Origin of the sequence: Bradyrhizobium sp. WSM2793, assembly GCF_000379585.1 — a bacterium.
Taxonomy (GTDB): Bacteria; Pseudomonadota; Alphaproteobacteria; order Rhizobiales; family Xanthobacteraceae; genus Bradyrhizobium.
Genome location: NZ_KB902776.1, coordinates 85600 through 112234 on the forward strand (window position 1 = coordinate 85600; position 26635 = coordinate 112234).

Here is a 26635-nt window from a genome sequence, read left to right on the forward strand (position 1 = left end):
CCCGGACAAGCGCAGCGAAGCGGAGCGCAGATCCGGGATCCATAACCACGGGGAGGAGTTTGGCGAAGACTCGGAGTTACCAGCTCGCCTAACAACTTCTCCCTGGGGTTATGGGTCCCCGCCTTCGCGGGGACGACAGTGAGTATGCTGCGCGATCCTGCGTCCCAACTACGCCGCGCGAATCTGCGCGAGGAAGCGATCCACCTCGTCCCGCAGTCGCTGCGACTGCTTCGACAGCTCGATCGCCGAACCCAGCACTTCCTCGGCCGCCGTGCCCGTCGCGGCGATGCCCGCGGTGACACCGGAGATGTTCTGCGAGACCTCGCCGGTGCGGGCAGCCGCCTGCTGGACGTTCTGTGCGATCTCCTGCGTCGCCGTGCCCTGCTGGCCGACTGCTGCGGCGATCGCGGCGGAGATTTCGTCGACCTGCTGGATCGTCGCGCAGATCGACTGGATGCCGTCCACAGCGCCTGATGTCTCGCCCTGCACCGCGTGGACCTGGGCGCCGATTTCCTCGGTCGCCTTCGCCGTCTGCGTCGCCAGGGCCTTGACCTCGGAAGCGACCACGGCAAAGCCGCGGCCGGCTTCGCCCGCGCGCGCCGCTTCGATCGTCGCGTTCAGCGCCAGCAGGTTGGTCTGGCCCGCGATGCCGTTGATGAAGGAGACCACGTCGCCGATCTTCTGCGCCGCGTCCGCCAGGCTCTGCACGCGCTCGTTCGAGCGCCGTCCGTCGCTCGCGGCCTTGCCCACCACTTCGGTCGCGTGGGCGAGGCGCCGGCTGATCTCGGTCATCGACGAGGACAGCTCTTCCGCCGCCGCCGCGACGGTCTGCACATTCTCCGAGGCCAGTGTCGAGGCCGACGACACCGCGCGCGTCTGCTGTCGGGACTGTTCGACGATGGCCGACATCGACCGCGCCGTATGCTCCATCTCGACCGCAGCCGAGGACACCGTGGTGACGACATCGCGGATGCTGGCCTCGAAATTGTCGGCAAGCGCGGCGAAGGCGCGCCGCTTCTCCGCCTCGGACTGCGCCTTGGCTTCCAGCTGCTCGGCCTGAAGCTTGCCAAAGCTGACGGCGTTGTCGCGGAACACCGCGACCGCCTTCACCATCGCCCCGACTTCGTCGTTCGCCTTGCTGGCGGGGATGGTGACGTCGGTCCGGCCGTCGGCGAGCTCGCGCATGACGGACGTGATGGAGAGGATCGGACGCGAGATGCTGCGGGCGATGAGATAGCCGACGATGGCGGCAAGCACGAGCCCGATCGCGGCGATCGCGATCGCGAGCATCCAGGCGCGGTCGGCCGAGGCCTCGTAATCGGCATTGTCCATCACCAGCTCGACGGCGCCGAGCGGCTTTCCGGAAAAATCCTTGATCGGGCCGAGCAGCGCTGCCACCGGCGTGTCGTCGAGCTTGGCCCGCTTCACCGTGAAGCTGCCTGTGGTAGCGCGGCCGTAATCGGCCGCGTCGAAGAAGCTCTTGCCCTTCAGCGTGCCGCCGAACAGCTTGAAGCCCGAGCCGTCGGCGAGGTGGAAGGCGACGTCGACATGGCGGTTGGTCTTGAAGTCGTCGAGGAAGGACTGGCCGAAGGTCAGGCCGAATTCGACCGAGCCGAGATGCCTAGCCCCTTGCGCGATCGGCACCACGCCGCGAATACCGAGCCCGGCAACGCCGCCTTCGAGGCCGACCACGACCTTGCGATCCTGGTTGGCGACGACGACGGTCTTGCGGAATCCGCTGAGGTCGTCGCCGAATTTCGCGGGCTGGTGCACACGCAGGAACGAGGTCGCCGGCGCCACATGAAACTGGAATTGCTCGACACCGTATTCCGATTTGGTCGCGGCAAAGACCGGCCCGAACAGGGCTATCAGGGCGTTGCGGTCCTGCCTGGCCATCGCATCCTGCGTCGCCGGCATCGCGGCCACGACCGTGCTCATTGCGGCGGCCCGGTGCGATTCCTCGGCGATGCGCGACTGAAGGGCATCATAATGGCTGTGCAGCTCGCGCTGGTCGGCGCGGTCGATGATCCCAGCGATGATCCACATCGCTCCGAGCACGGCGAACAGGGCGGTTGCCGCCGCCGTCACCGCGAGGGCAACCGTGATCCGCATCCTGAGGCCGAGGCTCGCGCGCATGTCCGACTCGTTGTTTGAGCGTTGGTTAACACCGCTTATCAACTTCTCGCTAAGAGAGAGTGAACGGGATACCGGCGGAACGCGGTGGTTGTGGGGGGAGGCTGTCTGCCCCACAAGCGGTGTCGTCCCCGCGCCCGTGCGCAATTGCGCACTAGGCGGGGACGACACTGAATATGAGGTGACGGTGCTCGCGAAAATCCCGGCGCCTAATACCCTCTGGCCCGGTCCACCACGTTCTCCAACGCGCCGCCGGCCTCGAACCGTGCGATCTGCTCGGCGACATAGGCCGAGATCGCATCCGCATCGGTGTCGGCTGCGTTGTGCGGCGTCAGCACCACCTTGGGATGGGTCCAGAACCGGCTGTCCGCCGGCTGCGGCTCCTGCACGAAGACGTCAAGCGAGGCGGCGCCCAGCGTGCCGTCGTCGAGGCAGGCGAGGATGTCGGCCTCGTTCTGCAAGCCCCCGCGGCCGGCATTGATCAGCACCGGCGCGCCGAGCGGGCTGTTGCGGTTGAGCTTGGTGAAGACGTCGCGGTTGAGGATGCCGTGCGTCTCCGGCGTCAGCGGCAGCAGGCAGACCAGGATATCGGTCGCGCGCAGGAACGCATCGATCTGGGCCGAGCCATGGAAGCACTCGACGCCGTCGATCGCGCGCGGGCTGCGGCTCCAGCCGGCGACGCGGAAGCCAAGCCGGCGCAGCACGTCGGCCGCATCCGCTCCTAACGTGCCAAGCCCCATGACGCCAACCGTCACGGCGCTGGCAGGCCATTGATATTTCGGCTCCCAGCGTTTTGCGCGCTGCGAGTCCCGCAAATAGAGCTCCTGGCGGTGGTGCATCAGTACGTGCAGCACGACATATTCGGTCATGCGGCCGGTCAGGTCGGGTACGGCGACCCGGACCAGCGGCACATCGGGCAGGCTCTTGTCCGCCATCAGCGCATCGACGCCGGCGCCGAGATTGAAGATCGCCCGCAGATTGGGGAAGGCGCCGAGATCGCCCGGCACCGGCTTCCACACCGTGGCATAGTGCACCTCGGCCGGGTCGAGCGTGGAATCTGGCAGCAGCACTACACGGCGGCCGCCGCAGACAGCATCAAACCGGGCCTTCCAGCGCTCCGGCAACCAGTTCTGCTGCGTGCTGTTGATCAGGACGGCCAGTGTGCCCTTGGTCATTCGAATTGCCTCGTCGGGTTCCGCTTACGAAGGCCCTCCTTGGCACGATCTGCCGGATTTTTCTCGCAAATTTTTTCCGCAGTCCTGTCGGGGCGGGGCATATTGGCGCGTCTTTAGAACAGACGAGGAAAGTGTCGCCTATGCTTTATGCCATCCTTTGCTATCACGATGAGGACTTCGTCGGCTCCTGGAGCAAGGAGCAGGACGAGGCCGTGATGAAGAAGCTCGCCGTGGTGCAGGAGAAGCTCATGAGCCAAGGCCGGCTCGGGCCGGTGGCGCGGCTGCTGCCGACTACGGCCGCTGCTACCTTGCGCAAGGAGGACCCGCCGCTGGTGCTCGACGGCCCCTATGCCGAGACCAAGGAGCAGCTGCTCGGCTTCTACATCGTCGACTGCAAGAATCTCGATGAGGCGCTCGACGTCGCCCGCGACCTTGGCGCTGCCAATCCCGGCGGCGCCTATGAGGTGCGTCCCGTCGGCGTGTTCCGGCCCGGAGGAAACCTGACGTGAGCGAGACCGACACCGGCTGGATCGAGACCGCGCTGACCTCGGCGCGACCCCAGGCGGTCGGCGCGCTGCTGCGTTATTTCCGCGATCTCGACACCGCCGAGGAGGCGTTCCAGAACGCCTCGCTGCGCGCGCTCAAGTCCTGGCCGCAGAACGGGCCGCCGCGCGATCCTGCGGCCTGGCTGATCATGGTCGGCCGCAACGCCGCCATCGACGAGGTGCGCCGGACCCGCAAGCAGCAGCCGCTGCCTGAGGACGACCAGGCGATCTCCGATCTCGACGACGCCGAAGGCGCGCTGGCCGAACGGCTCGACGGTTCGCACTACCGCGACGACATCCTGCGGTTGATGTTCATCTGCTGCCATCCGCAATTGCCGGCGACGCAGCAGATCGCGCTGGCGCTGCGCATCGTCTCGGGGCTTACCGTGAAGCAGATCGCGCGCGCCTTCCTGGTGTCGGACGCGGCGATGGAGCAGCGCATCACCCGCGCCAAGGCGAAGGTCGCCGAAGCCGGGACGCCGTTCGAAGCACCCGGCGCAATCGAGCGCTCCGAGCGGCTCGCCGGCGTCGCGGCGATGATCTACCTGATCTTCAACGAGGGCTATTCGGCGAGCGGCGACACCGCGGAGATCCGCAAGCCGCTCTGCGAGGAGGCGATCCGGCTGGGGCGCCTGCTGCTCAGGCTGTTTCCGAGCGAGCCGGAGATCATGGGGCTCACGGCGCTCATTTTGCTGCAGCATGCGCGCAGTGCCGCGCGCTTTGCCGCCGACGGCTCGCTGATCCTGCTGGACGACCAGGACCGTTCGCTGTGGAATGGCACCATGATCGCGGAGGGGCTGGCGCTCATCGACAAGGCGATGCGCCACCGCCGCAGCGGGCCCTATCAGATCCAGGCCGCGATCGCTGCATTGCATGCCCGCGCGTCGACTCCGGAGGAGACCGACTGGGCGCAGATCGACCTGCTCTACGGCGCGCTCGAGGTCGTGCAGCCGTCTCCCGTGGTGACGCTCAACCGCGCGGTCGCGGTCTCCAAGGTGCGGGGGCCGCAAGCCGCGCTCGATCTGATTGAGCCGCTTGCACCGAAGCTCGCCAACTACTTCCATTTCTACGGCGTGCGCGGCGCCTTCCTGATGCAGCTCGGTCGCAACGACGAGGCACGTGTCGCCTTCGACCGCGCCATCGCGCTTGCCAACACGTCCGCAGAAGCGGCCCACATTCGCATGCACATCGATCGCCTGATCCGGGATAGCCAGCCGAAGGCGGGCGCGCGGCAGGGCGCGAAAGTGAAGTAGACCCGTCTGTCTCCACATCATCGTGTCGGGACAAGCCCGGCCATGACGTGGGGTGGGTAGCGTGCAAAATTTCATTCCGGCAATTGTCGGCTCCTGCCGTTCCCGTTCGTCCTAAGCCCGTACCCACGGAGCCCCTTCATGCTGAAAGCCATTGCCGTCATCGCCGTCGTGCTCGCCGTTGGAATCGCGGGCGTCCTCGCCTTTGCCCTGACAAGATCTGACACCTTCCGCGTCGAGCGGAGCCTCGCGGTGAAGGCGCCAGCCGGATCGATCTATCCACACGTCGCCGATTTCCGCCGTTGGACCAACTGGTCCCCCTATGAGACCCGCGATCCCGCCATGAAGCGCACCTTCGGTGGATCTGAGGGAGGCAAGGGCGCGACCTATGCTTGGGATGGTAACAACAATGTCGGCGCCGGCCGCATGGAGATCCTCGAGGCGACCGGGCCGTCCAAGCTTCGCATCAAGCTCGATTTCGAGCGGCCGTTCGAAGGTCACAACACCGCCGAGTTCACCTTTGTGCCGCAAGGCGATGCTACTCTGGTCACATGGGCGATGTACGGTCCGGCTCCGTTCATGTCCAAGATCATGCAGGTGTTCATCAACATGGACAGCATGATCGGCAAGGATTTCGATGCCGGCCTCGCCAGGCTGAAGAAGCTGGCCGAGAAGCAATAAGCCTCACTGCAAACGAAGAGGAGAGAAACGATGCTCAACGCTTATCTGTTCTATCAGGACACCTGCGAAGCTGCGTTCAACTTCTACGCCAAGGTCCTGGGCGGCAAGATCGACGCCATGATGCGGTCATCGGACGCGCCGCCGGAGATGCCCGCCGCGCCCGGCCGCGAAAAGATGATCATGCATGCGCGGATGTCGCTGCCCGACGGCAGCGTGCTGATGGCTTCCGACGCGCCGCCGGAGCATTTCGCCAAGCCGCAAGGCTTTTCGATCTCGCTCACCGTCAAGGACCCTGCGGACGGCGAGCGTAAGTTCAATGCACTCGCCGATGGCGGCACCGTCACCATGCCGTTCAGCAAGACGTTCTGGGCCAAGGGCTTTGGCATGTGCGTCGACAAGTTCGGCATTCCCTGGATGGTGAACTGCCCGGCCGAAGGAATGTGACAGGCGCGAGCCTGCACGATCTGTGGAATTGCGATCCCCTCTCTCCACTGTCGGGAGGGGACGCCTGGATTTATCGCGTCATACGCGGATCGGTCGTGAGCTCGCTCAACGGACCGATCCGGTCGCGTCCTCGCTCTGCTGCGGCGACTGAACGCAGCGAGGGCAGATCACGAGCTTGGTGCCGAGCTGCTTGTCGTTCTCGGCTTCGATCTCGTCATGGACCGCCCACCACGCATCCGAATATGGCCGCAAGGTGCCGAGCACTCGTTCCCGCTCCTGATTGGGATCAGCTGCCGCGGGCGCGGGGTTCGTCGCGCGCCGCTTCGCGACATGCGGGCGATGCGAGCTTTTGTTGGGGTCCTGGCCGAGGCCATCCCATGCGATCGGACGACGCTCCTGCGCCGATGCGACTGCACATCCAAGCAGCGCTGTGCAGAAAGTAAGCAAGATGAAGCCGCGTCGTATCATGCCGGACCCAAAGTTCGATGCGCAATGCGCAAACTTCCACACGGGAAACTTGCATGGCATCGGTCAAATGGAACTTAAGGCAAACGATTGGCGGGCGTGGCCGAGGAATGAACTCACGATTCGCATCACTTTGCGGGAGCAGTGAGGCCGCTTCGTGAAACCATGCGGACTGCATCGCACAACAATTGACGCAATATTGGGCTGTAATCTGCACGTCAGAATCGCTATTGGTGAATCACAAAATCTAAAAAGCTGGGGTGGACGTCACTTGGAAGGGGAGCGACCGATGGCGGCGGCGCTACAGATCAATTTTGCCCTGTGGGGGATGCTTATCTGCGTCAGCATGAAGCTGGGGCCGGTGATCCAGACTCTTTATTGACGGCAGCCAAAGTGTGATGGCGTGGAGACCCCGGTGCGCACATTGGGTGCGACACAGGGAACCTGCCGTGTGGCCTCGGGCCGGCCAAGCCAAATGCCTTTGATGTGACGCGGTTCACAGAACTCATTCACGTCACATCCGTGGCGGCTGCCACATTCGTCAGCGGCAGCGGGGATAGATCGCGGCGAGATCGCGCCCCTTGAGCAAGAGCAGCCGCGAGGTGAGGCCGCCACGGCGGCTGATCCAGTCGCGCACTGGGCCGGGATAGGCGGCAAGCACCGCGACCGATGCTTCCGGCTCGGCATAAAAGCGCCCGCGCCGGTCGACCGAACGTGCCGCATGGAAGCCGAGCACGGCGCGCTTGGTGACGCAGATGCGCTCGCCCGGCACGATGCTCAGCACCAGGGTACAAGCCGATAGGCAGGGACCATCGATCACCACGCGCTCGCCGCTCTCGCGCACCTTCTCGAACAAATCGAGGAACGGCCCCACCTGTCCGCCCGGAGACTGGATGATGCGGATTTCCGCGGACGCGGGCGCGGTGGCGAGCAGCGCGAATGCAAGCATCAGGGCGTTGAGCAAAGAGATGCGTCGCATGAAGTCTCCACCTAAATCGGTTCCGTAGGGTGGGTTACGCCCAGCGGCCCGCGCAGCGGCAGTGCTAACCCACCCTACAATTTCCGGACCTATCCGTTGCGGCGCTGGCCGCGCAGCGTGGGCAGGCCGATACCTGCCGCATCGAAGCCGCCATCAACGGCCAAAATTTGGCCGGTGATGTAGCTCGCATTTGCCGAGCACAGGAAGTAGATCGCTTCCGCAAGCTCCTCCTCCAGGCCGTAGCGATTGAGCGGAATGGCGTCGTGATAGTCGGCGCGGATCTCCTTGGTATGCACCTGCTTCGCCATCGCCGTGTCGACCGGCCCCGGCGCGACCGCGTTGACGCGGATGTTGAGCGAGGCGAGCTCGACCGCGAGCTGCTTGGTCAGGTGCGCGAGCCCGGCCTTGCTGGTGCCGTAGGCCGAGCGCAGCGTCGAGGCGCGCACCGCCGAGATCGAGGTGATGTTGACGATGGCGCCGCCATGGCCTTCGCGCATCAAGGGAACCGCGGCCTTGGTGCAGAGGAACGGGCCGGTGAGATTGACCTCGATCACGCGGCGCCAATCGGTCTCGGACGTCTCCATCAGCGGTGCGAACACCGCGATTCCGGCATTGTTGACCAGTGCATCCAGTCGGCCGAACCGGCGCTCGACCGCCTCCATTGCATCGCTCACTGCGGCGGCATCCGAGACGTCGCAGGTCAGCGCCAGCGTCGCCTCGCCTTGGTCGATTTCGGCGACCGCCCGGCCGAGCAACTCGCCCTCGATGTCGAGCAGCGCCACGCGCCAACCCTCGGCCAGGAACTTCTTCGCGGTCGCAAGCCCGATGCCGCGGGCGGCTCCGGTAACGAGAGCGATTTTTTGCGGGGCTTGCGGCATGGCAGAATTGTCCTCGAGTAGCATATGGGCGCAGGAGTGCAGGCTCCTTTTACTGCGCTTTTGTGCTGACGAGGAAGGGGCAGGCGAGGGCTGCGTGCAGCTGGAAAAATGCCAAATCCGTCACCCGAGGCGGCCGCTTCTTCGCGGCCCTCGAAGGATGACGAACATGAGGGGAAGTCGTCCTTACGCCAGCTCCGCCGAGGCACGCTGCATGTTGGCCGACATGTCCGCGGTCACGATGCTCTGCTCCTCGACCGCGGCTGCGGTGGAGGCGATGAACTCGTTGACACCTGCGATCGCGGCCTTGATCGCGGTGAGGGAGCTCGCGACGTCGCCGGAGATGGTGTTCAGCGCGTCGATTTCGGACGTGATCGTGTCGGTCGCCTGCTTGGCCTGGCTCGCGAGATTCTTCACCTCGGAGGCGACCACCGCAAAGCCGCGTCCCGCTTCGCCGGCGCGGGCCGATTCAATCGTGGCGTTGAGCGCGAGCAGATTGATCTGGCTGGTGATGCCCGAGATCATCTCGACGATGCCGCTCATGGCCTGTGCGGCGGCCGTCAGCTTCTGGGCCTGGAGGTCGGCGGACTCGACCCTTGTGGTCGCGACCTTGGACGTCTCGCGCGACTTCGTCATGGTCTCGGAGATCTCGCGGATCGAGGCGCTCATCTCTTCGCTGCCGGCCGCGACCGCATCGATCAGCCCGCGCGCGTTGTCGGCCTTCTTGCGGCCGATCGCCTGCGCGGTGATGTCGGTGGCGTATTTCACCACCTTGTACGGCTTGCCGTTGAGATCGAAGATCGGGTTGTAGGACGCCTGGATCCAGATCTCGCGGCCGCCCTTGGCGATGCGCTTGTATTCGGCGGCCTGGTATTCGCCGCGATTGAGTGCTTCCCAGAACTGGCGGTAGGCGGCCGAATTCTTCTCGTTCGGCTCGACGAACATGGAATGGTGCTGGCCCTTGATCTCGGCCAGCGCATAGCCCATCGCCTTCAGGAAGTTCTCGTTGGCAGTGCGGATCGTGCCGTCCATATTGAACTCGATCACCGCTTGCGATTTCTGGATCGCGGCGAGCTGGCCGTCATTGTCGGCCGCCTTCATCTTCTGCGCGGTGACGTCGGTGGCGAACTTCACCACCTTGAACGGCTTGCCGTTCTCATCGAGAATCGGATTGTAGGTGGCCAGAATCCAGATTTCCTTAGCCCCCTTGCCGAGCCGCTTGTATTCGGCAGCCTCGAACTCGCCACGGTTCAGCTTGGCCCAGAACGCGGCATAGGCCGGGCTCGCACGGTCCTCTGGTGTCACGAACATGGAGTGGTGCTTGCCCTTGATCTCATCGAGCGAATAGCCCATCGCGCCAAGGAAATTCTCGTTGGCGGTGACGATGGTACCGTCCATGTTGAACTCGATCACGGCCTGCGCGCGGTTGATCGCGGCGATCTTGCCGGACTCTTCCATGGCCTTGATCTTATAGGCCGTGATGTCGGTGGCGAACTTGATGAAGCTGACCACCTTGCCGTTTTCGTCGCGTAGCGGGGCGTAGGACGCGTGGACCCAGACTTCCCTGCCGCCCTTGCCGAAACGCTTGTATTGCGTGGTCTGGAATTCCCCGCGGTTCAGGCTGGCCCAAAAATCGCGGTAGCGAGTGCTCTCGCGCTCGGCCGGGTTGACGAAGATGCTGTGATGCTTTCCCTTGATCTCGGCAAGCGTATAGCCGCTCATCTTGAGAAGGTTTTCGTTGGCGTCGAGGATGGTGCCGTCGAGACCGAATTCGATCACGGCTTGCGACCGGTCGAGCGCCTCGACCTCCGCGATGGCGTGCCTGACCTTCTTGCTCAGGAAATTGAACACGTAAGCCCCGCAATGCTCGGAAGCGATCTGACAGGATCGCCATACCGTTTCCCCTGAGCTGAAAGTTGCATGCTATCCTTGAGCATCGGTAAATTCTGGAAAACGCTGCGACGAGCTCCGCGATTTCACGAGCAATAGCCAACTACTTCAACTGACAGCTGCTCTTGGTTTATATGCACGGTGGAGTTCACAATGCGGAGCCGTACTTGTACGGGGGCGCAGCCGAGATATTTTTTCGCGTCGCCTCGCATGGCGGTGTCGGCGCGGTCGAGGGCGAACCGTCTTTAACAAGATGCTCGCTGCGGAGACCATTGATGCCCGACGACCGCGAACGCCTGATCCGAGACCTCTTCGCCGCCTATCTCGCCAACGACCGGCAGCGGGTCGCCGACGCACTGGCCGACGATTTCCGCTTCACCAGCCCGTTCGACGACGACCTCGACAAGGCGACCTATTTCGAACGCTGCTGGAGCGACAGCGGCTGGATCGCACGGCATGACATCGAGCGCATCTTCGTCCGGGGCGAGGAAGCCTTCGTCACTTATCTCTGCCTTGCGACAGATGGCAGGAGTTTTCGCAACACGGAGTTCTTCACCTTCGCAGGCGGCAAGGTCCGGCGCATCGATGTCTATTTCGGCGCTGCCCGGCGGGATGGTCGTTTCCTGCCGCAGCCGCGCTAGGGCCGGGGCCCTCCAGATTATTTCCGCCGGCGTGTCGGTTCCGTGAGAGTTCGTTCGTCTTGAAGGCGAGCGGGCCTGCGCCTCACGGCGCATCCCGGAACCACCGCAGAAGCCAGGATACGACCCATGCGATTCATGATGTTGATGATCCCGCTCGGCTACGAGGCCGCGCCGCCGGACGTCCAGCTCGATCCCGAACGCGTCGCGGCGATGATGCGCTATAACGAGGCGCTGAAGGACGCGGGCGTGCTGATCACGCTCGATGGCCTGCATCCGCCGTCGATGGGCGCGCGAGTTTCATTTGCGACCGGCGAGCCTGTCGTGACCGACGGCCCATTCGCTGAAGCCAAGGAAGTCCTTGGCGGCTATTGGATGATCGAGGTCGCCTCGCGCGCAGAGGCGATCGCCTGGGCGAAGAAATGTCCGGCTTCGGCCAACGAAATCATCGAGATCCGCCAGGTGCAGGAGATGGCCGACTTTCCCCCTGACGTGCAGGCGGCCGCCGCCGGCTTCGACGATCTGAAGAACTAGCCACAGCGGCCGCGGAAAAATTCGCGGCTGTCGTCAATCAATCAGCAAGGAGAGAACCGATGAGCACCGAACATAAATTCCTCGCCGTCTATCTCGGCAGCATGAGCGGCGAAAAGATGAAGGCCTGGCATGCGATGCCTGAGGCTGAACGGAAGGCAAAAGAGCGCGAGGGCATGGCCGCCTGGCACGGCTGGGTCGAGAAGCATAAGGACGTCATCGTCGAGATGGGCGGCCCGCTCGGCAAGACCCGCCGGATCGACGGACGCGGCATTACGGAGATCAGCAATGCGCTGACCGGCTTCACGGTGGTGCGGGCTGCCTCGCAGGAGGAAGCTGCAAAACTGTTCGAGAACCATCCGCATTTTGCGATCTTCCCGGGCGAGGCGATCGAGGTCATGCCCGTGCTGCCGATTCCGCAGATGTAGCTGCGGACGAGGCCAATTCCGGGTGCGATGCCGTCGCTCAGGCCCGGCATCGCCCGTGAAAGTACGGGGTTAATCACGCCCGATTCCTGCTAGTGACCTTCACCGCCGGCTCATGTAAAGATCGTTCACATGAGCTGGCGCAAGGAGCAGCGCCGCGCCGAGCGCGGCTATCACCACGGAAATCTGAAGGAAGCCCTGTTGCAGGCCGCCCTGGGGCTGATCGCCGAGAAGGGCGCGGCCGGCTTCACCTTCGCCGATGCCGCACGCATGGCCGGCGTCAGCGCAGCGGCGCCCTATCGGCATTTCCGCGACCGTGACGAGCTGTTGTCCTCGATCGCCCAGCGCGGCTTCGAGCAGTTCGAGCAGCGCCTGACCGCGGCCTGGGACGACGGGCGCCCCGACACGGTCACCGCGTTCGAGCGCGTCGGCAAAGCCTATCTCGCCTTCGCCCGTGAGGAGCCCGCGTTCTACAACGCGATGTTCGAATCGGGCGTGCCGGTCGATGCCAATCCCGCACTTCAGGCCGCCAGCGAACGCGCCTTCAACATCATTCGCGCTGCAGCCGAGCGGCTAGCGGCGCTGACGCCGCCGGGTACGCCGCGGCCGCCGGCGATGATGATGGCGCTGCACATCTGGTCGATGGCGCACGGCGTGGCTTCGCTGTTCTCCCGTGGCGACGCCGCGCGACGAAAACTGCCGATGTCGCCGGACGAGCTGCTCGAGGCCGAGGTGCTGATCTATCTGCGCGGCCTCGGCTTCCCGACCGACCGTCGTCCTGCGGGCAAGGGCGCCGAGCCGCCGCCGGTGCCCCCGGAGGTGCCCTCCGGTTCAGGCGTGCCGCCCGGCGGCACTCCAGGTGGTCCTTGGGGCAAGCCGAAATAAAATTACCCAAATGATCACGCGGGCGTGTCTGGCGGCCAGCTTGACAAAATCGCGGGATGGTCTAGCTATGTAAATGTTATTTACATTCACAACGGCGCTGGTGCCGTGATGGAGATGGGAAATGGCCTACACCGCTGACGTTAATCGCTGGCGCGGCCCTTCGGACCAATACCAACAGTACGAACGTCCCCGCATGCTCGATACGCCCTGGCATCCCGGCTGGATCGCCGTGACCATCCTCGGCTTCATCATCTGGTGGCCGATCGGACTTGCCCTTCTCTTTTTCACACTCGGGAGCAGAAGAATGTCGTGCTGGAGCCACCAAGATCGCTGGCAGAACAAGATGGAAAAGATGCAGTACAAGATGGACCGCATGCGCGGCCGCATGGAGCGCCGCGGCTTCGGCTTTGGCTTCGGCCCCCCGTCCTCCGGCAACCGCGCCTTCGACGAGTACCGCACCGAGACGCTGCAGCGGCTCGAGGAGGAGCAGGTCGAGTTCAAGAACTTCCTCGACCGTCTGCGTCACGCCAAGGACAAGGAAGAGTTCGACCAGTTCATGGCGCAGCACAAGACGCGTCCGACCCCGCCGCCGACCGACCAGCAGCAGGGCTGACCTTCAAGGCTGACTGACACCTCTCAAAGCCTTCAGGCGCATGCCCCCAAAGTCCTGATGGCCCCGAGCCGCCCGTCTGCGCAACCCGCAGGCGGGCGGTTTGGTTTTTGGGTTCAATCTCTCGCGCGCGCGAGAGAGAGCAGGCGTTGGCCGGTTTCGGCCGCCATCATTGTTCGCATTGCTCGTCGTGCCGGGCCTAGCCCTGTCTCGAGATGCGGGTTGTAATTGATGGCAGCGACAACTGGTCGTAACTAAACCGGACGTTGCTGCAAAATGCCGCCTGACTGGTGCAATGCGGCCTGTCCAGAAAGCGAATCTTCTCTTGCAACCAAAGGGTGCTATGCATAATCTAAGTACGTTTTCACTCGATGATATTTGGCTGAATATTATTATTAGGGAGTATTTTCGTGCGGATCGTAACGATCGTTCGGAAGATAGCCCCTCGCTGCTATCCCAATTACCTCAAGGCTTTTGAAGACGGCGACGAAATCTTCGACCGCTTCAAGATCAACACGCCGCTTCGCATCGCGCACTTCCTCGCTCAGGCGCTATATGAAACCGGCCGCGGTACCGTTCTGTTCGAGAGCCTCAAATACAAAACCTCGGCGCGACTTCTCGAGATTTTCGGCATCGGCCATCATAGCGCGGCCATCCGGCCCGACGAGGTCGATCAATATCTCAACAATGATCGTGCCTTGGCCGAGCGCGTCTATGGATTGGGTAATCCGAAGAAGGCGAAGGAGCTTGGCAACAGCAAGCCCGGAGACGGATACAAATATCGCGGCGGCGGTCTGTTGCAGACGACGGGCGGCGCCAACTACCTGCGCATGGGCAAGCTCGCAGGCGTGGACTTCTACAATAACCCGGATCTGATTGTCTCACCCGAAGCGGCTCTGCTTCCCGCCCTACACGAATGGAATGAGGGAGGCCTGAACGCGTATGCGGATCGGAACGACATCCGTACGATCACGCGGCTCATCAACGGTGGTTACAACGGCCTGAGCGGACGCACGGAGCTCTTCGAGATCGTGTGGAGCGCAGTAGGCAAGAGCGGCGCGAACCGGGTGGCCTGGAAAGCCGCAACCACGTCGGATGAAACGCGCGAGCTTCAGGAGGCCCTGAACGATCTCGGGGCTGAGCCGGCGCTTGTCGTGGATGGACGATATGGTCCCGCCACGGCGCAGGCGGTCGAGTGGTTTCAAAACCACGCCAAGATTCCGGTCGATGGAAATGCAGGCGTGGTGACGCAGGCGGCGTTGAATCTCCGCCTGAATTCCCGGACGGCTTCAGAGCGCCCCTAAGAGCGTGCCGCCTTTTGACGCGCGAAGTTCGCCGGAGCTTCGCGAATAGATGTCTCGATTATTGAGGGCCGAATTTTAGCAAGTTCATTGCGCAGAAGGAATTGAGCATGACCGACGGCGAAAAGATGCTGAAGCTGGCCGAGTCCCGCATCGGCGAGAAATACGTCAATGTCTGCGTTCCCAAGAACAACAAGAACTGGCACGGTCCATGGGACTGCGCGGAGTTCATGTCCTGGCTAGTGTATCAGGTCGGTGGAATCCTGTACGGATGCGTCGACGACAACGGCAATCCTGCAACGGTCGAAGCCTATACGGGCGCCTGGAAGAGCGATTCACAAAAACTCGGAAAGCGCGTGCCGTGGCGGCAGGCAGCTTCAACGGTGGGCGGCATTCTTCTCCGCTATCCGCCCGGACCGGGCATGATGGGGCACATCGTCGTTTGTGACGGCGAGGGCGGCACCGTGGAGGCGATGGGCACCGCTTATGGCGTTCGTCGCGGCAAGGTGTCGGGCCGGAATTGGGATACCGGCGTCTTGCTGCCGAACTTTACGTATGGGGCGGCGGGTGGAGCACTCGACCTGGCTGAGCCGAGCCAGCTGTATGCGCTTGGGCAGCCGAACATGAAGGCGTCCGTCATTCGAGACATTCAACGCGCTTTGAAAGAGCTGGGATTCAATCCGGGGCCGATCGACGGTGAATACAATGACCTGACGGTGGCGGCGGTCGCAGCGTTTCAGGCGACCAAAGGACTCATTGTCGACGGACAGGTAGGACCGCAGACGGCAAAACGGTTGAAGATCGAACTCTAGGGATCGGCGGGATTCTCTCACCTGCCGCGCGCGCGACGGAAGCGTCCCGGCGCCATGACGCGCGCCGGGCTGCATCGCATGACCGCCGGCTTCAGCGCGCGGTGGCGAGCTGCGCGTGAACCGAAGCCAGGAAGTGTTCGTAGGCGTGATCCACGATCTCGTTGAGCGATCGCGTTCGTGCGAACATCGCCTTGGCCTCGGCGAGAAACTCCTCGCGGGTCGGTATCTTCGGCAGATGCAGGTGTGTCAGCGCATCGACGCCGTCATGCGCGCGATTGAGGATGTCGTGCAGCGTCGGCAGCTGCAGCTGGGTCGGGTCGGCGCGGTGCAGCGCCGAAGAGATCGCATGGGCAAGCTTCGGCGCGTCGAACCGCCCGGCAAGCTCGCGGGCGGCCCGATTGATGACGCGGGCGCCGAGCGGCTGCTCGTTGCGCAGCACCTGTTCGGGCGGCGCCTTCATGTTCCAGACGATTCCGAACCAGGACAACACCTTCAGCACGTAATAGGTGACGTCGATCTCCCACCAGCGAAAACCCTGCCGCACGCTGCTCTGATAGGCGTGGTGATTGTTGTGCCAGCCCTCGCCCATAGTGAGCAGCGCCAGCAGCCAGTTGTTGCGGGAATCATCGCCCGTCACGTAGCGCTTGCGTCCGTGCACATGGGCCAGCGAGTTGATGCAGAAGGTCGCGTGATAGACCAGCACCGTGCTCCACAGGAAACCGACGATCAGACCCGACCACCCCGCCGCCATGAAGCAGAGCGCTGCAAGCACGAAGGCCGGCAGCAGCTCCAGCCGATGCAGCCACATCAGCTCGGGAAAGACCGTGAGATCGCCGACTTTCACGAGATCAGTCCCATCGTGCTCCCGGTAAAAGATCCAGCCGAGATGGCTGTACAGGAAACCGCGCTGCCGCGGCGAATGCACATCCAGTTCGGTGTCGGAATGCAGATGATGATGCCGGTGCTTGGCCGCCCACCACAACACGCTCTTCTGCGCGGTGCTTTGCGCAAGGCAGGCCAGGATGAACTGAAACACGCGGCCGGTGGCGAAAGCCCGATGCGAGAAATAGCGGTGATACCCCGCCCCGATCGCAAACATCCGCACGACATACAGCGCCCCACAGATCGCGACGGCCTGCCACGTGACGCCTGACCAGATCGCCGCAAAGCAACCGAGATGGACCAGCACGAACGGTATGGCGGAGGGGTACATGACGTCGTCGTGGTGGTCGTCGGCGGGCGCGTTGGGCAACATGTTTCAGCGTGACCTCAGGTAACGGGGATCCGGGATTTTGCATCGGCAGCATTGAGGGCCGCCGGGTACGAAAAACCCGCGGGTGGCGGACCACCGCGGGGCTTGAGCGAGCTGCTTTGCGTGATCATCCCGGCCAAAGCAGCGTCGGCCGAAAATTCGACTGACTATATGGTCGCGGATGGCTGGCATGCAAGCTCGTAGCTCCACGGGGAGCTGCGGCATGGTGCTCAGGTAGTCATTGCGGCCGCCGCGTGGCGCGCGGGTTGCCCGCAGCCTATATTCGACACGTGAAGGAAGCACCAAAGCACCGGAGGCGGCCTTGATGGCAGCTGCGACCGCAACGAATGATCGCCTCTGGCAGAATATACGCGCGGAGGCGCAGCGTGCGTGCGCATCCGATCCCGTCTTCGGCAAGTCGCTTGCCGATGCGGTGCTGGCGCATGATAGTCTTGCCGCGGCTCTGGCCGATCTGATCGGGCGCAGGCTTGGCGGCAACGCCGCCGAACAGGCACGCTTCACGGCCTTTTCTATCGACGCCTTTCGTGGCGCGCCGGAATTGATCGAAGCGGCCGGCCGCGACTTGCAGGCGATCGTGCTCCGCGATCCCGCCGTCGCCGGCCTGTTGCCGCCGCTGCTGCATTTCAAGGGCTATTTGGCGCTCCAAGCCTGGCGCGTCTCGCACCGGCTCTGGCGTCATGACCAGCGCGACGCGGCGCTGCTGTTGCAGAACGAGGCCTCGAACGTCCTGCAGGTCAGCATTCATCCCGCCGCGACCCTTGGATCGTCGGTGTATCTCGACCACGCCACCGGGATCGTGATCGGCGCCAATGTGGTGATCGGCGACGAGGTCACCATCCTTCAGAACGTCAGCATCGGGCGCCATGGCGACTTGCCGATGCGCTCGCCGCGTATCGGCCGCGGCGTCTTCATCGGCTCCGGCGCGACCATCCTCGGCGACATCGAGGTCGGCGATTTCGCCAAGATCGGCGCCGGGACGGTGGTGATCAGTGACGTGCCCGCCGGCTGCACGGCAATCGGCAATCCCGCGCGTCTGACCAACTGCCCCGAACCCGCTTCCGCGGCCTGACGCTCACCGAGAGCGCGACGTTCCAATCCATGCGCCCGCGCAAAAAGACAGGCGCCTTAGAACCGAATCGCGATGAGGCCCGACCAAGCCCCGACGGCGCGTTTTCGCCTGCGCCGACGGGTACGACCATGACCACTATTGTATGCAAGGAGACCAGGCAGCGCATCGCGCTGCTTGCGCGTGCCTCGGACCTGTTCGAACGGTTCGGATGCTTGCTGCCGGTCGCGATCGCGTTCCTCAATGGTTGGCCGACCGAGGTCAAGACCTATCAGGAGTTCGTGGAAAGCGGTGCGTGGCACGTCTTTCTCAGCGGCGCCCTCTATCAGCTTGCCGCCTTCGCGCTTGGGCGCGCTGTTTCGTTTGCGGAAGCGGGGCTGGACCCATGATCCTGCTCCGCGACTTTGTGCTCTTTGTTCTGCCCGTGCTGATCGCGGCAGGCGGCTGGCTCTATGTGCTCAGCCTGCGCCGGCGAGCTCGCCCGTAACGCGATCGCTGGTTTCAGGCGGCGCGACGATGGCTCTCGCCGCCATGCTGGGGCGTGATCGGCTCCGAGCTGGTCTGGCCCGGCGCATCCAGCACCGCGACGTGATGACGGTAGACCATCTCCCAGCCCTTCCATCCCGTGAACAGGAGGATGCCGACCACGATCAGGGAGAGCACCACGCCCCACGGCTTGATCGCAGCCTCGGCGCCTTGGGCGTAGCGCAGGTAGAAATTGATCAGGGCCAGCACGACCGCCCCGAGATTGCCGACCATGTGGTACCAGGCATCGTTGAGGCGGCGGATGCGGGGCTCGCTGAAGAAGTCCGTAAAGCCGGCCACGGCCGCGACGAGCGCCATGACGATGCCAGCCCCGATCAGCCACATCGCGGCTCTGGCCCAGAAATTGTCGCCGGTTTCGATGAAGGCGAGATCGGCGATGGGCGCGCCGACCAGACATGCGACCGGGAACGGGATGAGCATGGGGTGGAGCGGGTGATCGCCGATCGCGGCGGTCGTCTTGGGGTTGATGGTCATGGCAGGACCTCGCGGAAAGTGATTTTTGGGACAATTTTTCGGGCGAGGGCTGGTTCCTCCGGACCAGGTGTCCGGACTCAAGCCGATCCAACTGCCTGCGCGATCTACCTTTCCCGCAGCCAAATTTGCCTGCGGTAACCTCGCATTAACCAACGCCGGGCTCTGGTAAGGGCGGACAGTCGCGCCCAAAGCCCGAAGCCGAGACCCGTCAAGGCCCGGGGCCAAAGGCCCATAGTTTTGACATCTTGGCAGGGAATGCAGACGGCCGGCTTTGGACGAGCCCCTGCACCCAGAAAGACAAGGCTTTGAGCGGGCTTGCCGGCCGCGCCGGTTCTAGCGCGGCCATTGGGGAACCGGCAGCCATTTGCTGGCCGGCACATCGGGTAACGATCGCCTTGAGAGGATACTGCTTATGAATCCGGCCGACGTGGCTCAGTCAGCCCTTCCGGTTGCCGCTTCCGCGGACGTGTCGCTGATCGCGCTGTTCTGGCAGGCTCACTGGATCGTGAAAGCGGTGATGCTGGGACTTCTGTCCTGCTCGGTCTGGGTCTGGGCGATCGCCATCGACAAGATCTTCCTGTTTGCCCGTACCCGCCGCTCGATGGACCGTTTCGAGCAGGCCTTCTGGTCCGGCGAATCGATCGAGGAGCTCTATCGCACCCTCTCGGCCAAGCCGACGCATTCCATGGCCGCCTGTTTCGTCGCCGCGATGCGCGAGTGGAAGCGCTCGTTCGAGAACCAGGCCCGCTCGGTCGCGGGATTGCAGATGCGCATCGACAAGGTGATGAACGTCTCGATCGCGCGCGAGGTCGAACGGCTGGAACGCCGGCTGCTGGTGCTCGCGACCGTCGGCTCCGCCGGCCCCTTCGTCGGCCTGTTCGGCACCGTCTGGGGCATCATGTCGAGCTTCCAGTCGATCGCGGCGTCGAAAAATACCTCTCTGGCGGTCGTCGCCCCCGGTATTGCGGAAGCACTGTTTGCGACCGCGGTCGGCCTTATCGCCGCCATTCCTGCCACTATTTTCTACAATAAGTTCACCTCCGAGGTGAACCGGCAGGCCCAGCGGCTCGAGGGCTTCGCTGATGAATTTTCCGCCATCCTGTCGCGTCAGATCGACGAGCGGGGCTGACGGACGGCATGTATAGTGTGAAGGGCAATTTGGGCACGCGATCATGGCGATGAACGTTGCGAGTTCGTCCGGAGGCGGCGGGCGCCGTGGCCGGCGCAAGCCCGTCGTGGCCGAGATCAACGTCACGCCGATGGTCGACGTGATGCTGGTGCTGCTCATCATCTTCATGGTGTCGGCGCCGATGCTGACGGTCGGCGTGCCGCTCGACCTGCCGCAGACCCAGGCCAAGAGCCTCGAAAACAATGACCAGAAGCCGATCCAGATGTCGATCGACATCAAGGGCAAGGTGTTCATCAACGACGCCGAGATCGCGATCAACGAGCTGGTGCCCAAGCTGAAGGCGATCACCGACGCGCGCGGCGGGCTCGAGGAGCGCATCTATCTGCGTGCCGACAAGAAGGCGGATTACGGCACGGTGGCCAGGGTGATGGGCCAGTTGTCCGGCGCCGGATTCAAGAAGCTCGCCCTCGTCACGGAAGCGGATCAGGGATAGGCCGGTGAAGGTGAACGTCGACAAGACACTCGTTGCGTCGATTGCCCTGCATGTCCTCGTGCTGGGATGGGGGCTGGTCACCTTTAGCAGCAAGGCCTACGTCGCGCCGGAAGAGTCGCTCCCGATCGACATCATCTCCACCGATCAGCTCGCGAAGATGATGGCCGGGCAGAAGACCGGCAAGAAGGAAGAGCTCAAGCCCAAGGTCGAGAAGATCGCCGAGCCCAAGCCGGAGGAAGACGCCGTCGGCAAGGTCACCGAGAAGAAAGAGCTGATCAAGACCAATTCGCAGCCAGAGCCGCCGCCGAAGCCGGTCGAGAAGCCGGTGGAGAAGAAGCCCGAGCCGCCGAAGCCCGTCGCCGAGGCGAAGCCGAAGGAAGAGCCGAAGCCGCAGGAAAAGAAGCCTGATCCGGCCAAGGAAGATCCGATCGCCGAGCTGCAGAAGAAGCTGGAGACCAAGAAGCCGCCGCCCAAGCCGGTTGAGCAGAAGGTCGCGGCGGTGCAGCCGCAGCAGCAGCCGAAGCCCAAGGAGCGCAGCTTCGATCCCGCACAGATCCAGCGCGACCTCGACAAGCGTGCCGCGACCCGGCACGAGCTCACGGGAACGGCGCTGAACGCGTCGGCCTCGCTGGGATCGGCGACCGGCACTGCTGCCAACAACGTTGCGACATGGCGCGGTGCGTTCCAGGGCGCGGTCAAGCGCTGCTTCACGCCGACCTATAACGGGCAGGATGCCGACCAGTACGAAGCCGACATCGACATTCCCATGAAGATCGACGGATCGCTGGCGTCCGAGCCCATCGTGGTCGCGGTGAGGGGACCGTCGCGGTCGATCGCCCAGGCGGTGGCGGAGAGCGCCAAGCGCGCCATCGTGCAGTGCCAGGTCTACTCGTTCATGCCGAAGCAGCAGTACGAGAGCTGGAAGCTCATTCCGATGACTTTCGGCCTGAAAGATATGTTGTGACATCCGAACAAAAGAATTTTGCAATGAATGACGTCCGATCGATGAACCGCCGCCGCTTCATGACCCTGACCGGATCGACGCTCGCGATGCTCGGGGGCGGACGTGCCTTCGCTCAAGGCCAGGACGGCCGCATCCGCATCGACCCCAATGCATTTCAGCCGATTCCGATCGCGATCACCGGCTTCGTGCCGGGCTCGCCGTCCGACGGCGACGTCGGCAACGGCGTCACGCAGGTCATCACCAACAATCTCAAGCGTTCGGGCCTGTTCGCGCCGATCGACCAGGCCGCCTTCATCGAGCGCATCAGCAACATCGACGTCGCGCCGCAATTCCAGAACTGGAAAACCCTCAACGCGCAGGCCCTCGTCACCGGCCGCATGACGCGGCAGTCAGACGGACGGCTGAAGGCCGAATTCCGTTTGTGGGACGTGGTCTCCGGCCAGCAGCTTGCCGGGCAGCAATATTTCACCTCGCCGGAATATTGGCGCCGCATCGCCCACATCATCTCCGACCAGATCTACGAGCGGATGACCGGCGAGAAGGGCTATTTCGACAGCCGCGTGGTGTTCGTGGACGAAAGCGGTCCGAAGGAGCGCCGCGTCAAGCGGCTCGCGATGATGGACCAGGACGGTGCCAATGTGCGCTACCTGACCCGCGGCTCCGACCTCGTGCTGACGCCGCGCTTCTCGCCGAACTCGCAAGAGATCACCTATATGGAGTTCGGCCAGGGCGATCCGAAGGTCTATCTGTTCAACATCGAGACCGGCCAGCGCGAGATCGTCGGCAACTTCCCGGGCATGACCTTTGCGCCGCGCTTCTCGCCGGACGGCCAGCGCGTCATCATGAGCTTGCAGCAGGGCGGCAATTCCAATTTGTTCGTGATGGATCTGCGCTCGCGCTCGACCACGCGCCTCACCGACACGCCGGCGATCGACACGTCTCCGTCTTACTCGCCGGATGGCACCCGCATCTGCTTCGAGTCCGATCGCGGCGGCAGGTCGCAGATCTACGTGATGGCGGCGGGCGGAGGACAGGCGCAGCGCATCTCCTTCTCCAAGGACGATACCAACGCCAGCTACTCGACCCCGGTGTGGTCGCCGAAGGGCGATTACATCGCCTTCACCAGGCAGGGCGGCGGACAGTTCTCGATCGGCGTCATGAAGCCGGACGGCTCCGGCGAGCGGCTGCTCACCTCCGGCTTCCACAACGAAGGGCCGACCTTCTCGCCGAACGGCCGCGTGCTAATGTTCTTCCGCGATCCCGGCGGCAGTGGCGGGCCGTCGCTGTTCAGCGTCGACATCTCTGGCCGCAACGAGCTCAAGGTGCCGACGCCGGGCTTCGCCTCCGACCCCGCGTGGTCGCCGCTGCTGTCCTCGACGGCGGGCTGACAAGAGAACGCTAAAACATCGCGCGTTCAGACGCGCGATGTTGTCGAAAAACGCGCCGATTTTTTCGACTTCTCGGCGCCAAGCAAGCTTTCCTTCACCTTGCGCCCGGCAAGGCTTGCCTAGTTGCTTGATATTTAAGCGGAAATCGGTTCGCTGATACCGAAAAACAACTCGACTTTAACGATGTTCCCTCAGAAAGACTTCATCTGGGCTGGGTAAGACTACGCGCCAAACAGGACGCGTAACAAGCCAATGCAACTGGCCGACCAGAAGCAGAGTGATCGAGACGAGCTGGAGCCGATACTCTACGCCGCTCTCATCAACTCCATGGTGCAGAATTTCTGGGCGATCTTCTTCGGCTCGGCCTCCGCGGCCGTGGCCGCGGTGATGACTGCGTTGAAGACGGGCGATGTCTGGCTGTGGCCGCTCGCGTTTCTGCTGATCGCCATCGGCACCGCGCGCGCGTTCCAGATGCGCGGATATGAAAACCGCACCCAGGTGCTGTCATTCGAAGAGGCCAAGCACCTGGAGCCGCGTTACTGGATCGGCGCGCTGAGTTATGCGGCGGTGCTCGGTGTGTGGGCCTTCGTCGTCATCTACAACAACAACGATCCGGTCGCCGACATGCTCTGTGTGGCCATCGGCATCGGCTACACTGCGGGCGGCGCCGCCCGCAATTACGGGCAGCCCCGGGTGATCCAGTGGCACGTCGCACTGGCCTGCGGTCCGATGTCGCTCGCCCTGCTGCTGCACGGCGGCTTCTACCACATCGGTCTTGCCATCCTGCTGGTGTTCTTCTTCATCGGGCTGAAGAACATCAACCTCAGCCTGCATGCGATCTTCGTCAAGGCGCTGACCTCGAGCTTCCGCGAATCCGCGCTGGCGAGCCAGTTCGACACCGCGCTCAACAACATGCCGCATGGCTTGTGCATGTTCCGCGCCGACGGCCGCCTTGCGGTGATGAACCATCGTTTCGGCGAGCTGATGGCTTTGCCCGAGGACCTCGTCAAGCGCGGCGCCACCGCCGCCGATATCGCGGCGGCCTGCGTTTCCGCCGGGTCGATCTCGGCGGAGAGCGGCGATCAGATCCTGGCCGAGATCGAGCATGCGCGGATCTGCGAGATCGTCACCGCGGATCCGGATTCCTCGCGCGGCCGCACCCTGGCCTGGACGTTCCAGCCGATGACCGGCGGCGGCACGGTGCTGCTGCTGGAAGACATCACCGAACGCACCAATGCGGAAGCCCGCATCAGCCATCTCGCCCGTTATGACGAGCTCACCGCGCTGCCCAACCGTGTCAGCTTCCACGACGAGATCGAGCGGCTGCTGAAGAATTCGCATCATGCCGAGCGGCTGTCCGCACTGCTGTTCGTCGACCTCGACCAGTTCAAGCAGGTCAACGACACGCTCGGTCATCCCTGCGGCGACCAGCTGCTGTGCGCCGTCGCCAACCGTCTGCGCGAGATGCTGCGCCCCGAAGATTTCGTCGCCCGCTTCGGCGGCGACGAATTCGTCGTGTTCCAGCAGAACATCTCCTCGCCCGAGGACGCCGCCGCGCTGGCCCGCCGCATCGTCGAGCGGCTGAGCGAGCGCTACCGCATCGACAATCATTTGGTCGAGATCGGCGCCAGCGTCGGCATCGCGCTGACCTCGCCGGGCGATGCCAGTGCCGATACGCTGCTCAAGAATGCCGACATGGCGCTGTACCGCGCCAAGGCCGACGGCCGCGGTACCTTCTGCTTCTTCCGCGACGAGATGGCGGCGACCGTCGAGGCCCGCCGCATCCTCGAGCTCGACCTGCGCAAGGCGCTCGCCAACGAGGAATTCGAGCTGTTCTACCAGCCGCTGGTCAATCTGAAGTCCGGCAAGATCACCACCTGCGAGGCGCTGCTGCGCTGGAATCATCCGGTGCGCGGCACGGTCTCGCCGATCGACATCATCCCGGTCGCCGAGGACATGGGCCTGATCGTCGATCTCGGCCGCTGGATCCTGCGCCGCGCCTGCATGGAATGCATGAAGTGGCCGGAGGGCGTCAGCGTCGCCGTCAACTTCTCGCCGCAGCAATTCCACCAGCGCGACGTGCTGAGCGAAATCCGTTACGCACTGGAGGTGTCGGGCCTGCCGGCGCATCGGCTGGAGATCGAGATCACCGAGTCCTCCCTGCTGCGCAACACCCAGCTGACCCACGACATCCTGTCGCAATTGCATGCGCTCGGCGTGCGCATTTCGCTCGACGATTTCGGCACCGGCTATTCCAGCCTCAGCTATCTGCACAATTTCCCGATGCAGAAGGTGAAGATCGACCGATCCTTCCTCGAAGGCATCGACACCGACCGCCCGCTGACGCTGCTGCGCGGCGTGGCGCGGCTGTCCGCCGATCTCGGCATGGCCGTCGTGGTCGAAGGCATCGAGACCAATGAGCAGCTCGATCTGATCAGCGCCGACGGCACCGTCTCCGAGGCGCAAGGCTATCTGTTCAGCCGTCCGGTGCCCGCCGTGCGGATGCGCCAGCTGCTCAACGCCTCGCATGGACGGCGCGGCGAAGGCCAGCTTCACGTCGCCAGCTCGCGCTCCTTCGCTTAAGTCCGTTTCTCAAAACGTCCCAACATTTCAGGCTGTTGCAGGGTACCGTAGTGCTACGGTGGTTAACCCTAACCGTTCGATTGCTTTGCATACTTGTTAAGAAGGTGTTAATAAATCATGGCGCGCGCGCAAGTTGTCTTGCGGGAATTGCCTTTGAATGTCGCGACGTGAGTGTGGGTAAGGAGTTGGAATGCAGTCCTCAGCCAGATCTGTCATTTCGGCTGTTGGACGGGGAGCGGAGCTTCTGACCGACGTCGATTATCATCTTGCGGAAACCGTCGCTGAGAAGGAGGAGATCTACAATCTCCGCTACCGCGCCTATCTGCGGGAGGGCGCGGTCAAGCCCTCCGCCGATGCGCGGGTGACCGACCGCTACGACGAGCTGCCGAACGCGTGGACCTTCGGCGTCTATCTCCATGGCGAGCTCTGCAGCTCGGTGCGCATCAGCGTGCTGACATCGGAATGGCGCGAGTCCACCTCGGCCGATGTCTTCCCCGACATCCTGCTGCCGCGGCTCGACCGCGGCGAGGTCATGATCGACCCGACCCGCTTCGTCGCCGATCCCGACCAGGTAAAGCGGGTTCCGGAATTGCCCTATCTGACGACGCGTCTCGCTTACATGGCCTGCGAGCATTTCAATGCCGATCTCGGTCTCGCCATCGTGCGTCCCGAGCATCAGGCTTTCTACCGGCGGGTGTTCCTGCACGAGACCATCGCCGAGCCCCGCCTGGTTCCCGGCCTCACCAAGCCGTTCGGACTGATGGCCGCGGACTTCCCGACCTTCCGCAAGAAGGTGTTCGAGCGTTATCCGATCATGCGGTCGACCGCGTTCGAGCGGCGGATGCTGTTCGGGCGCGGCGGCCAGCGCCAGGTGCCGCAGCGACCGGTGCTCGTGGCGGACGCCGCGCACGCCTAAAGTCGGCGGTGGCGCGGATGCGGCGCCAGGTTTGAGCCTGGGCTCGGCCTTTTGCCCGTCACCCCTTACCCATCGCGCGTCGCCACGCATCACGCCCTTGGCCCAAAATTCAGGCGAAAGCCGGCGTTTTTGCCGGCCGGTGCGACTTGCCTTCACCCTCGCGC

At 63.7% G+C, this 26635-nt stretch carries 27 protein-coding genes; 19 read left to right on the forward strand and 8 right to left on the reverse strand.

What is annotated here, in order from left to right; genetic code table 11:
* Positions 1–168 precede the first annotated feature (168 nt).
* Positions 169–2136 (reverse strand): methyl-accepting chemotaxis protein, encoded by a 1968-nt coding sequence (locus A3AS_RS0111560; RefSeq protein ID WP_018317748.1) that lies wholly within the window; start codon positions 2134–2136, stop codon positions 169–171.
* Between the two features lie 206 nt (positions 2137–2342).
* A complete protein-coding gene (locus tag A3AS_RS0111565; RefSeq protein WP_018317749.1) occupies positions 2343–3308 on the reverse strand; it encodes a glyoxylate/hydroxypyruvate reductase A in 966 nt (321 codons plus the stop codon).
* A 140-nt stretch (positions 3309–3448) separates the two neighbouring features.
* Here A3AS_RS0111565 and A3AS_RS0111570 point away from each other — a divergent pair, with 140 nt between their 5' ends.
* The 4 genes from A3AS_RS0111570 (at position 3449) to A3AS_RS0111585 (ending at position 6228) form a co-directional block, all read left to right on the forward strand.
* Positions 3449–3817, forward strand: a complete 369-nt coding sequence (locus tag A3AS_RS0111570; protein ID WP_018317750.1) for a YciI family protein — start codon at positions 3449–3451, stop codon at positions 3815–3817.
* Positions 3814–5106 carry an RNA polymerase sigma factor gene (locus A3AS_RS0111575; protein WP_018317751.1) on the forward strand — a complete coding sequence of 431 codons (1293 nt, stop codon included), beginning with the start codon at positions 3814–3816 and terminating at the stop codon, positions 5104–5106. Before A3AS_RS0111570 ends, A3AS_RS0111575 begins: the two co-directional genes overlap by 4 nt.
* Positions 5107–5244: 138 nt before the next feature.
* A complete protein-coding gene (locus A3AS_RS0111580) occupies positions 5245–5784 on the forward strand; it encodes an SRPBCC family protein (RefSeq protein WP_018317752.1) in 540 nt (179 codons plus the stop codon).
* A 30-nt stretch (positions 5785–5814) separates the two neighbouring features.
* Positions 5815–6228 carry a VOC family protein gene (locus tag A3AS_RS0111585; RefSeq protein ID WP_018317753.1) on the forward strand — a complete coding sequence of 138 codons (414 nt, stop codon included), beginning with the start codon at positions 5815–5817 and terminating at the stop codon, positions 6226–6228.
* A gap of 105 nt (positions 6229–6333) precedes the next feature.
* Here the strand turns inward: A3AS_RS0111585 and A3AS_RS49985 are convergent, their stop codons facing one another.
* From A3AS_RS49985 to A3AS_RS0111610, 4 genes are all read right to left on the reverse strand, one after another.
* Entirely contained in the window at positions 6334–6696 is a 363-nt protein-coding gene (locus A3AS_RS49985; protein WP_018317754.1) for a hypothetical protein, read from the reverse strand.
* 538 nt (positions 6697–7234) lie between these two features.
* Positions 7235–7672: a hypothetical protein gene (locus tag A3AS_RS0111600; protein ID WP_018317756.1), complete on the reverse strand. Its 438-nt coding sequence runs from the start codon at positions 7670–7672 to the stop codon at positions 7235–7237.
* 89 nt (positions 7673–7761) lie between these two features.
* Positions 7762–8550 (reverse strand): SDR family NAD(P)-dependent oxidoreductase, encoded by a 789-nt coding sequence (locus A3AS_RS0111605; RefSeq protein ID WP_018317757.1) that lies wholly within the window; start codon positions 8548–8550, stop codon positions 7762–7764.
* Between the two features lie 183 nt (positions 8551–8733).
* Positions 8734–10398: a PAS domain-containing methyl-accepting chemotaxis protein gene (locus tag A3AS_RS0111610; RefSeq protein ID WP_018317758.1), complete on the reverse strand. Its 1665-nt coding sequence runs from the start codon at positions 10396–10398 to the stop codon at positions 8734–8736.
* Positions 10399–10712: 314 nt separating this feature from the next.
* Between A3AS_RS0111610 and A3AS_RS0111615 the strand changes: the two genes are divergently transcribed.
* The 7 genes from A3AS_RS0111615 (at position 10713) to A3AS_RS0111645 (ending at position 15639) form a co-directional block, all read left to right on the forward strand.
* Positions 10713–11078 (forward strand): nuclear transport factor 2 family protein, encoded by a 366-nt coding sequence (locus A3AS_RS0111615; protein ID WP_018317759.1) that lies wholly within the window; start codon positions 10713–10715, stop codon positions 11076–11078.
* Between the two features lie 126 nt (positions 11079–11204).
* Positions 11205–11609 carry a YciI family protein gene (locus tag A3AS_RS0111620; protein WP_018317760.1) on the forward strand — a complete coding sequence of 135 codons (405 nt, stop codon included), beginning with the start codon at positions 11205–11207 and terminating at the stop codon, positions 11607–11609.
* A 59-nt stretch (positions 11610–11668) separates the two neighbouring features.
* Positions 11669–12034: a YciI family protein gene (locus A3AS_RS0111625; protein ID WP_018317761.1), complete on the forward strand. Its 366-nt coding sequence runs from the start codon at positions 11669–11671 to the stop codon at positions 12032–12034.
* A 129-nt stretch (positions 12035–12163) separates the two neighbouring features.
* The gene (locus A3AS_RS0111630; protein ID WP_018317762.1) at positions 12164–12916 is read left to right on the forward strand and encodes a TetR/AcrR family transcriptional regulator; all 753 of its coding nucleotides are present in this window, start codon (positions 12164–12166) and stop codon (positions 12914–12916) included.
* 121 nt (positions 12917–13037) lie between these two features.
* The gene (locus A3AS_RS0111635; RefSeq protein WP_018317763.1) at positions 13038–13529 is read left to right on the forward strand and encodes a DUF2852 domain-containing protein; all 492 of its coding nucleotides are present in this window, start codon (positions 13038–13040) and stop codon (positions 13527–13529) included.
* A gap of 407 nt (positions 13530–13936) precedes the next feature.
* On the forward strand, positions 13937–14830 hold the full coding sequence (locus tag A3AS_RS43400) for a peptidoglycan-binding protein (RefSeq protein ID WP_018317764.1): 894 nt from the start codon (positions 13937–13939) through the stop codon (positions 14828–14830).
* A 107-nt stretch (positions 14831–14937) separates the two neighbouring features.
* Positions 14938–15639, forward strand: coding sequence for a peptidoglycan-binding protein (locus A3AS_RS0111645; RefSeq protein ID WP_018317765.1), 702 nt, complete (start codon positions 14938–14940; stop codon positions 15637–15639).
* A gap of 91 nt (positions 15640–15730) precedes the next feature.
* On the opposite strand, the gene A3AS_RS0111650 is transcribed toward A3AS_RS0111645, so the two are convergent.
* Positions 15731–16894 carry an acyl-CoA desaturase gene (locus tag A3AS_RS0111650; RefSeq protein WP_018317766.1) on the reverse strand — a complete coding sequence of 388 codons (1164 nt, stop codon included), beginning with the start codon at positions 16892–16894 and terminating at the stop codon, positions 15731–15733.
* A 322-nt stretch (positions 16895–17216) separates the two neighbouring features.
* Between A3AS_RS0111650 and A3AS_RS0111655 the strand changes: the two genes are divergently transcribed.
* Complete coding sequence (locus A3AS_RS0111655; RefSeq protein WP_018317767.1) at positions 17217–17981, forward strand: serine acetyltransferase; 765 nt, start codon at positions 17217–17219, stop codon at positions 17979–17981.
* 128 nt (positions 17982–18109) lie between these two features.
* On the forward strand, positions 18110–18367 hold the full coding sequence (locus A3AS_RS0111660) for a hypothetical protein (protein ID WP_018317768.1): 258 nt from the start codon (positions 18110–18112) through the stop codon (positions 18365–18367).
* Positions 18368–18479: 112 nt separating this feature from the next.
* Here A3AS_RS0111660 and A3AS_RS0111670 read toward each other — a convergent pair whose 3' ends face one another.
* Entirely contained in the window at positions 18480–18998 is a 519-nt protein-coding gene (locus A3AS_RS0111670; RefSeq protein WP_018317770.1) for a DUF2231 domain-containing protein, read from the reverse strand.
* Between the two features lie 412 nt (positions 18999–19410).
* Between A3AS_RS0111670 and tolQ the strand changes: the two genes are divergently transcribed.
* From tolQ to A3AS_RS0111700, 6 genes are all read left to right on the forward strand, one after another.
* Complete coding sequence (tolQ, locus tag A3AS_RS0111675; RefSeq protein ID WP_018317771.1) at positions 19411–20127, forward strand: protein TolQ; 717 nt, start codon at positions 19411–19413, stop codon at positions 20125–20127.
* A 43-nt stretch (positions 20128–20170) separates the two neighbouring features.
* The gene (gene tolR, locus A3AS_RS0111680) at positions 20171–20620 is read left to right on the forward strand and encodes a protein TolR (RefSeq protein WP_018317772.1); all 450 of its coding nucleotides are present in this window, start codon (positions 20171–20173) and stop codon (positions 20618–20620) included.
* Positions 20621–20624: 4 nt separating this feature from the next.
* A complete protein-coding gene (locus A3AS_RS0111685; protein WP_018317773.1) occupies positions 20625–21584 on the forward strand; it encodes a hypothetical protein in 960 nt (319 codons plus the stop codon).
* 41 nt (positions 21585–21625) lie between these two features.
* Entirely contained in the window at positions 21626–22972 is a 1347-nt protein-coding gene (gene tolB, locus A3AS_RS0111690) for a Tol-Pal system beta propeller repeat protein TolB (RefSeq protein WP_026201904.1), read from the forward strand.
* Between the two features lie 252 nt (positions 22973–23224).
* Positions 23225–25555, forward strand: coding sequence for a bifunctional diguanylate cyclase/phosphodiesterase (locus A3AS_RS0111695; RefSeq protein WP_018317775.1), 2331 nt, complete (start codon positions 23225–23227; stop codon positions 25553–25555).
* Between the two features lie 190 nt (positions 25556–25745).
* Positions 25746–26471 (forward strand): hypothetical protein, encoded by a 726-nt coding sequence (locus tag A3AS_RS0111700; protein WP_018317776.1) that lies wholly within the window; start codon positions 25746–25748, stop codon positions 26469–26471.
* Positions 26472–26635 lie beyond the last annotated feature (164 nt).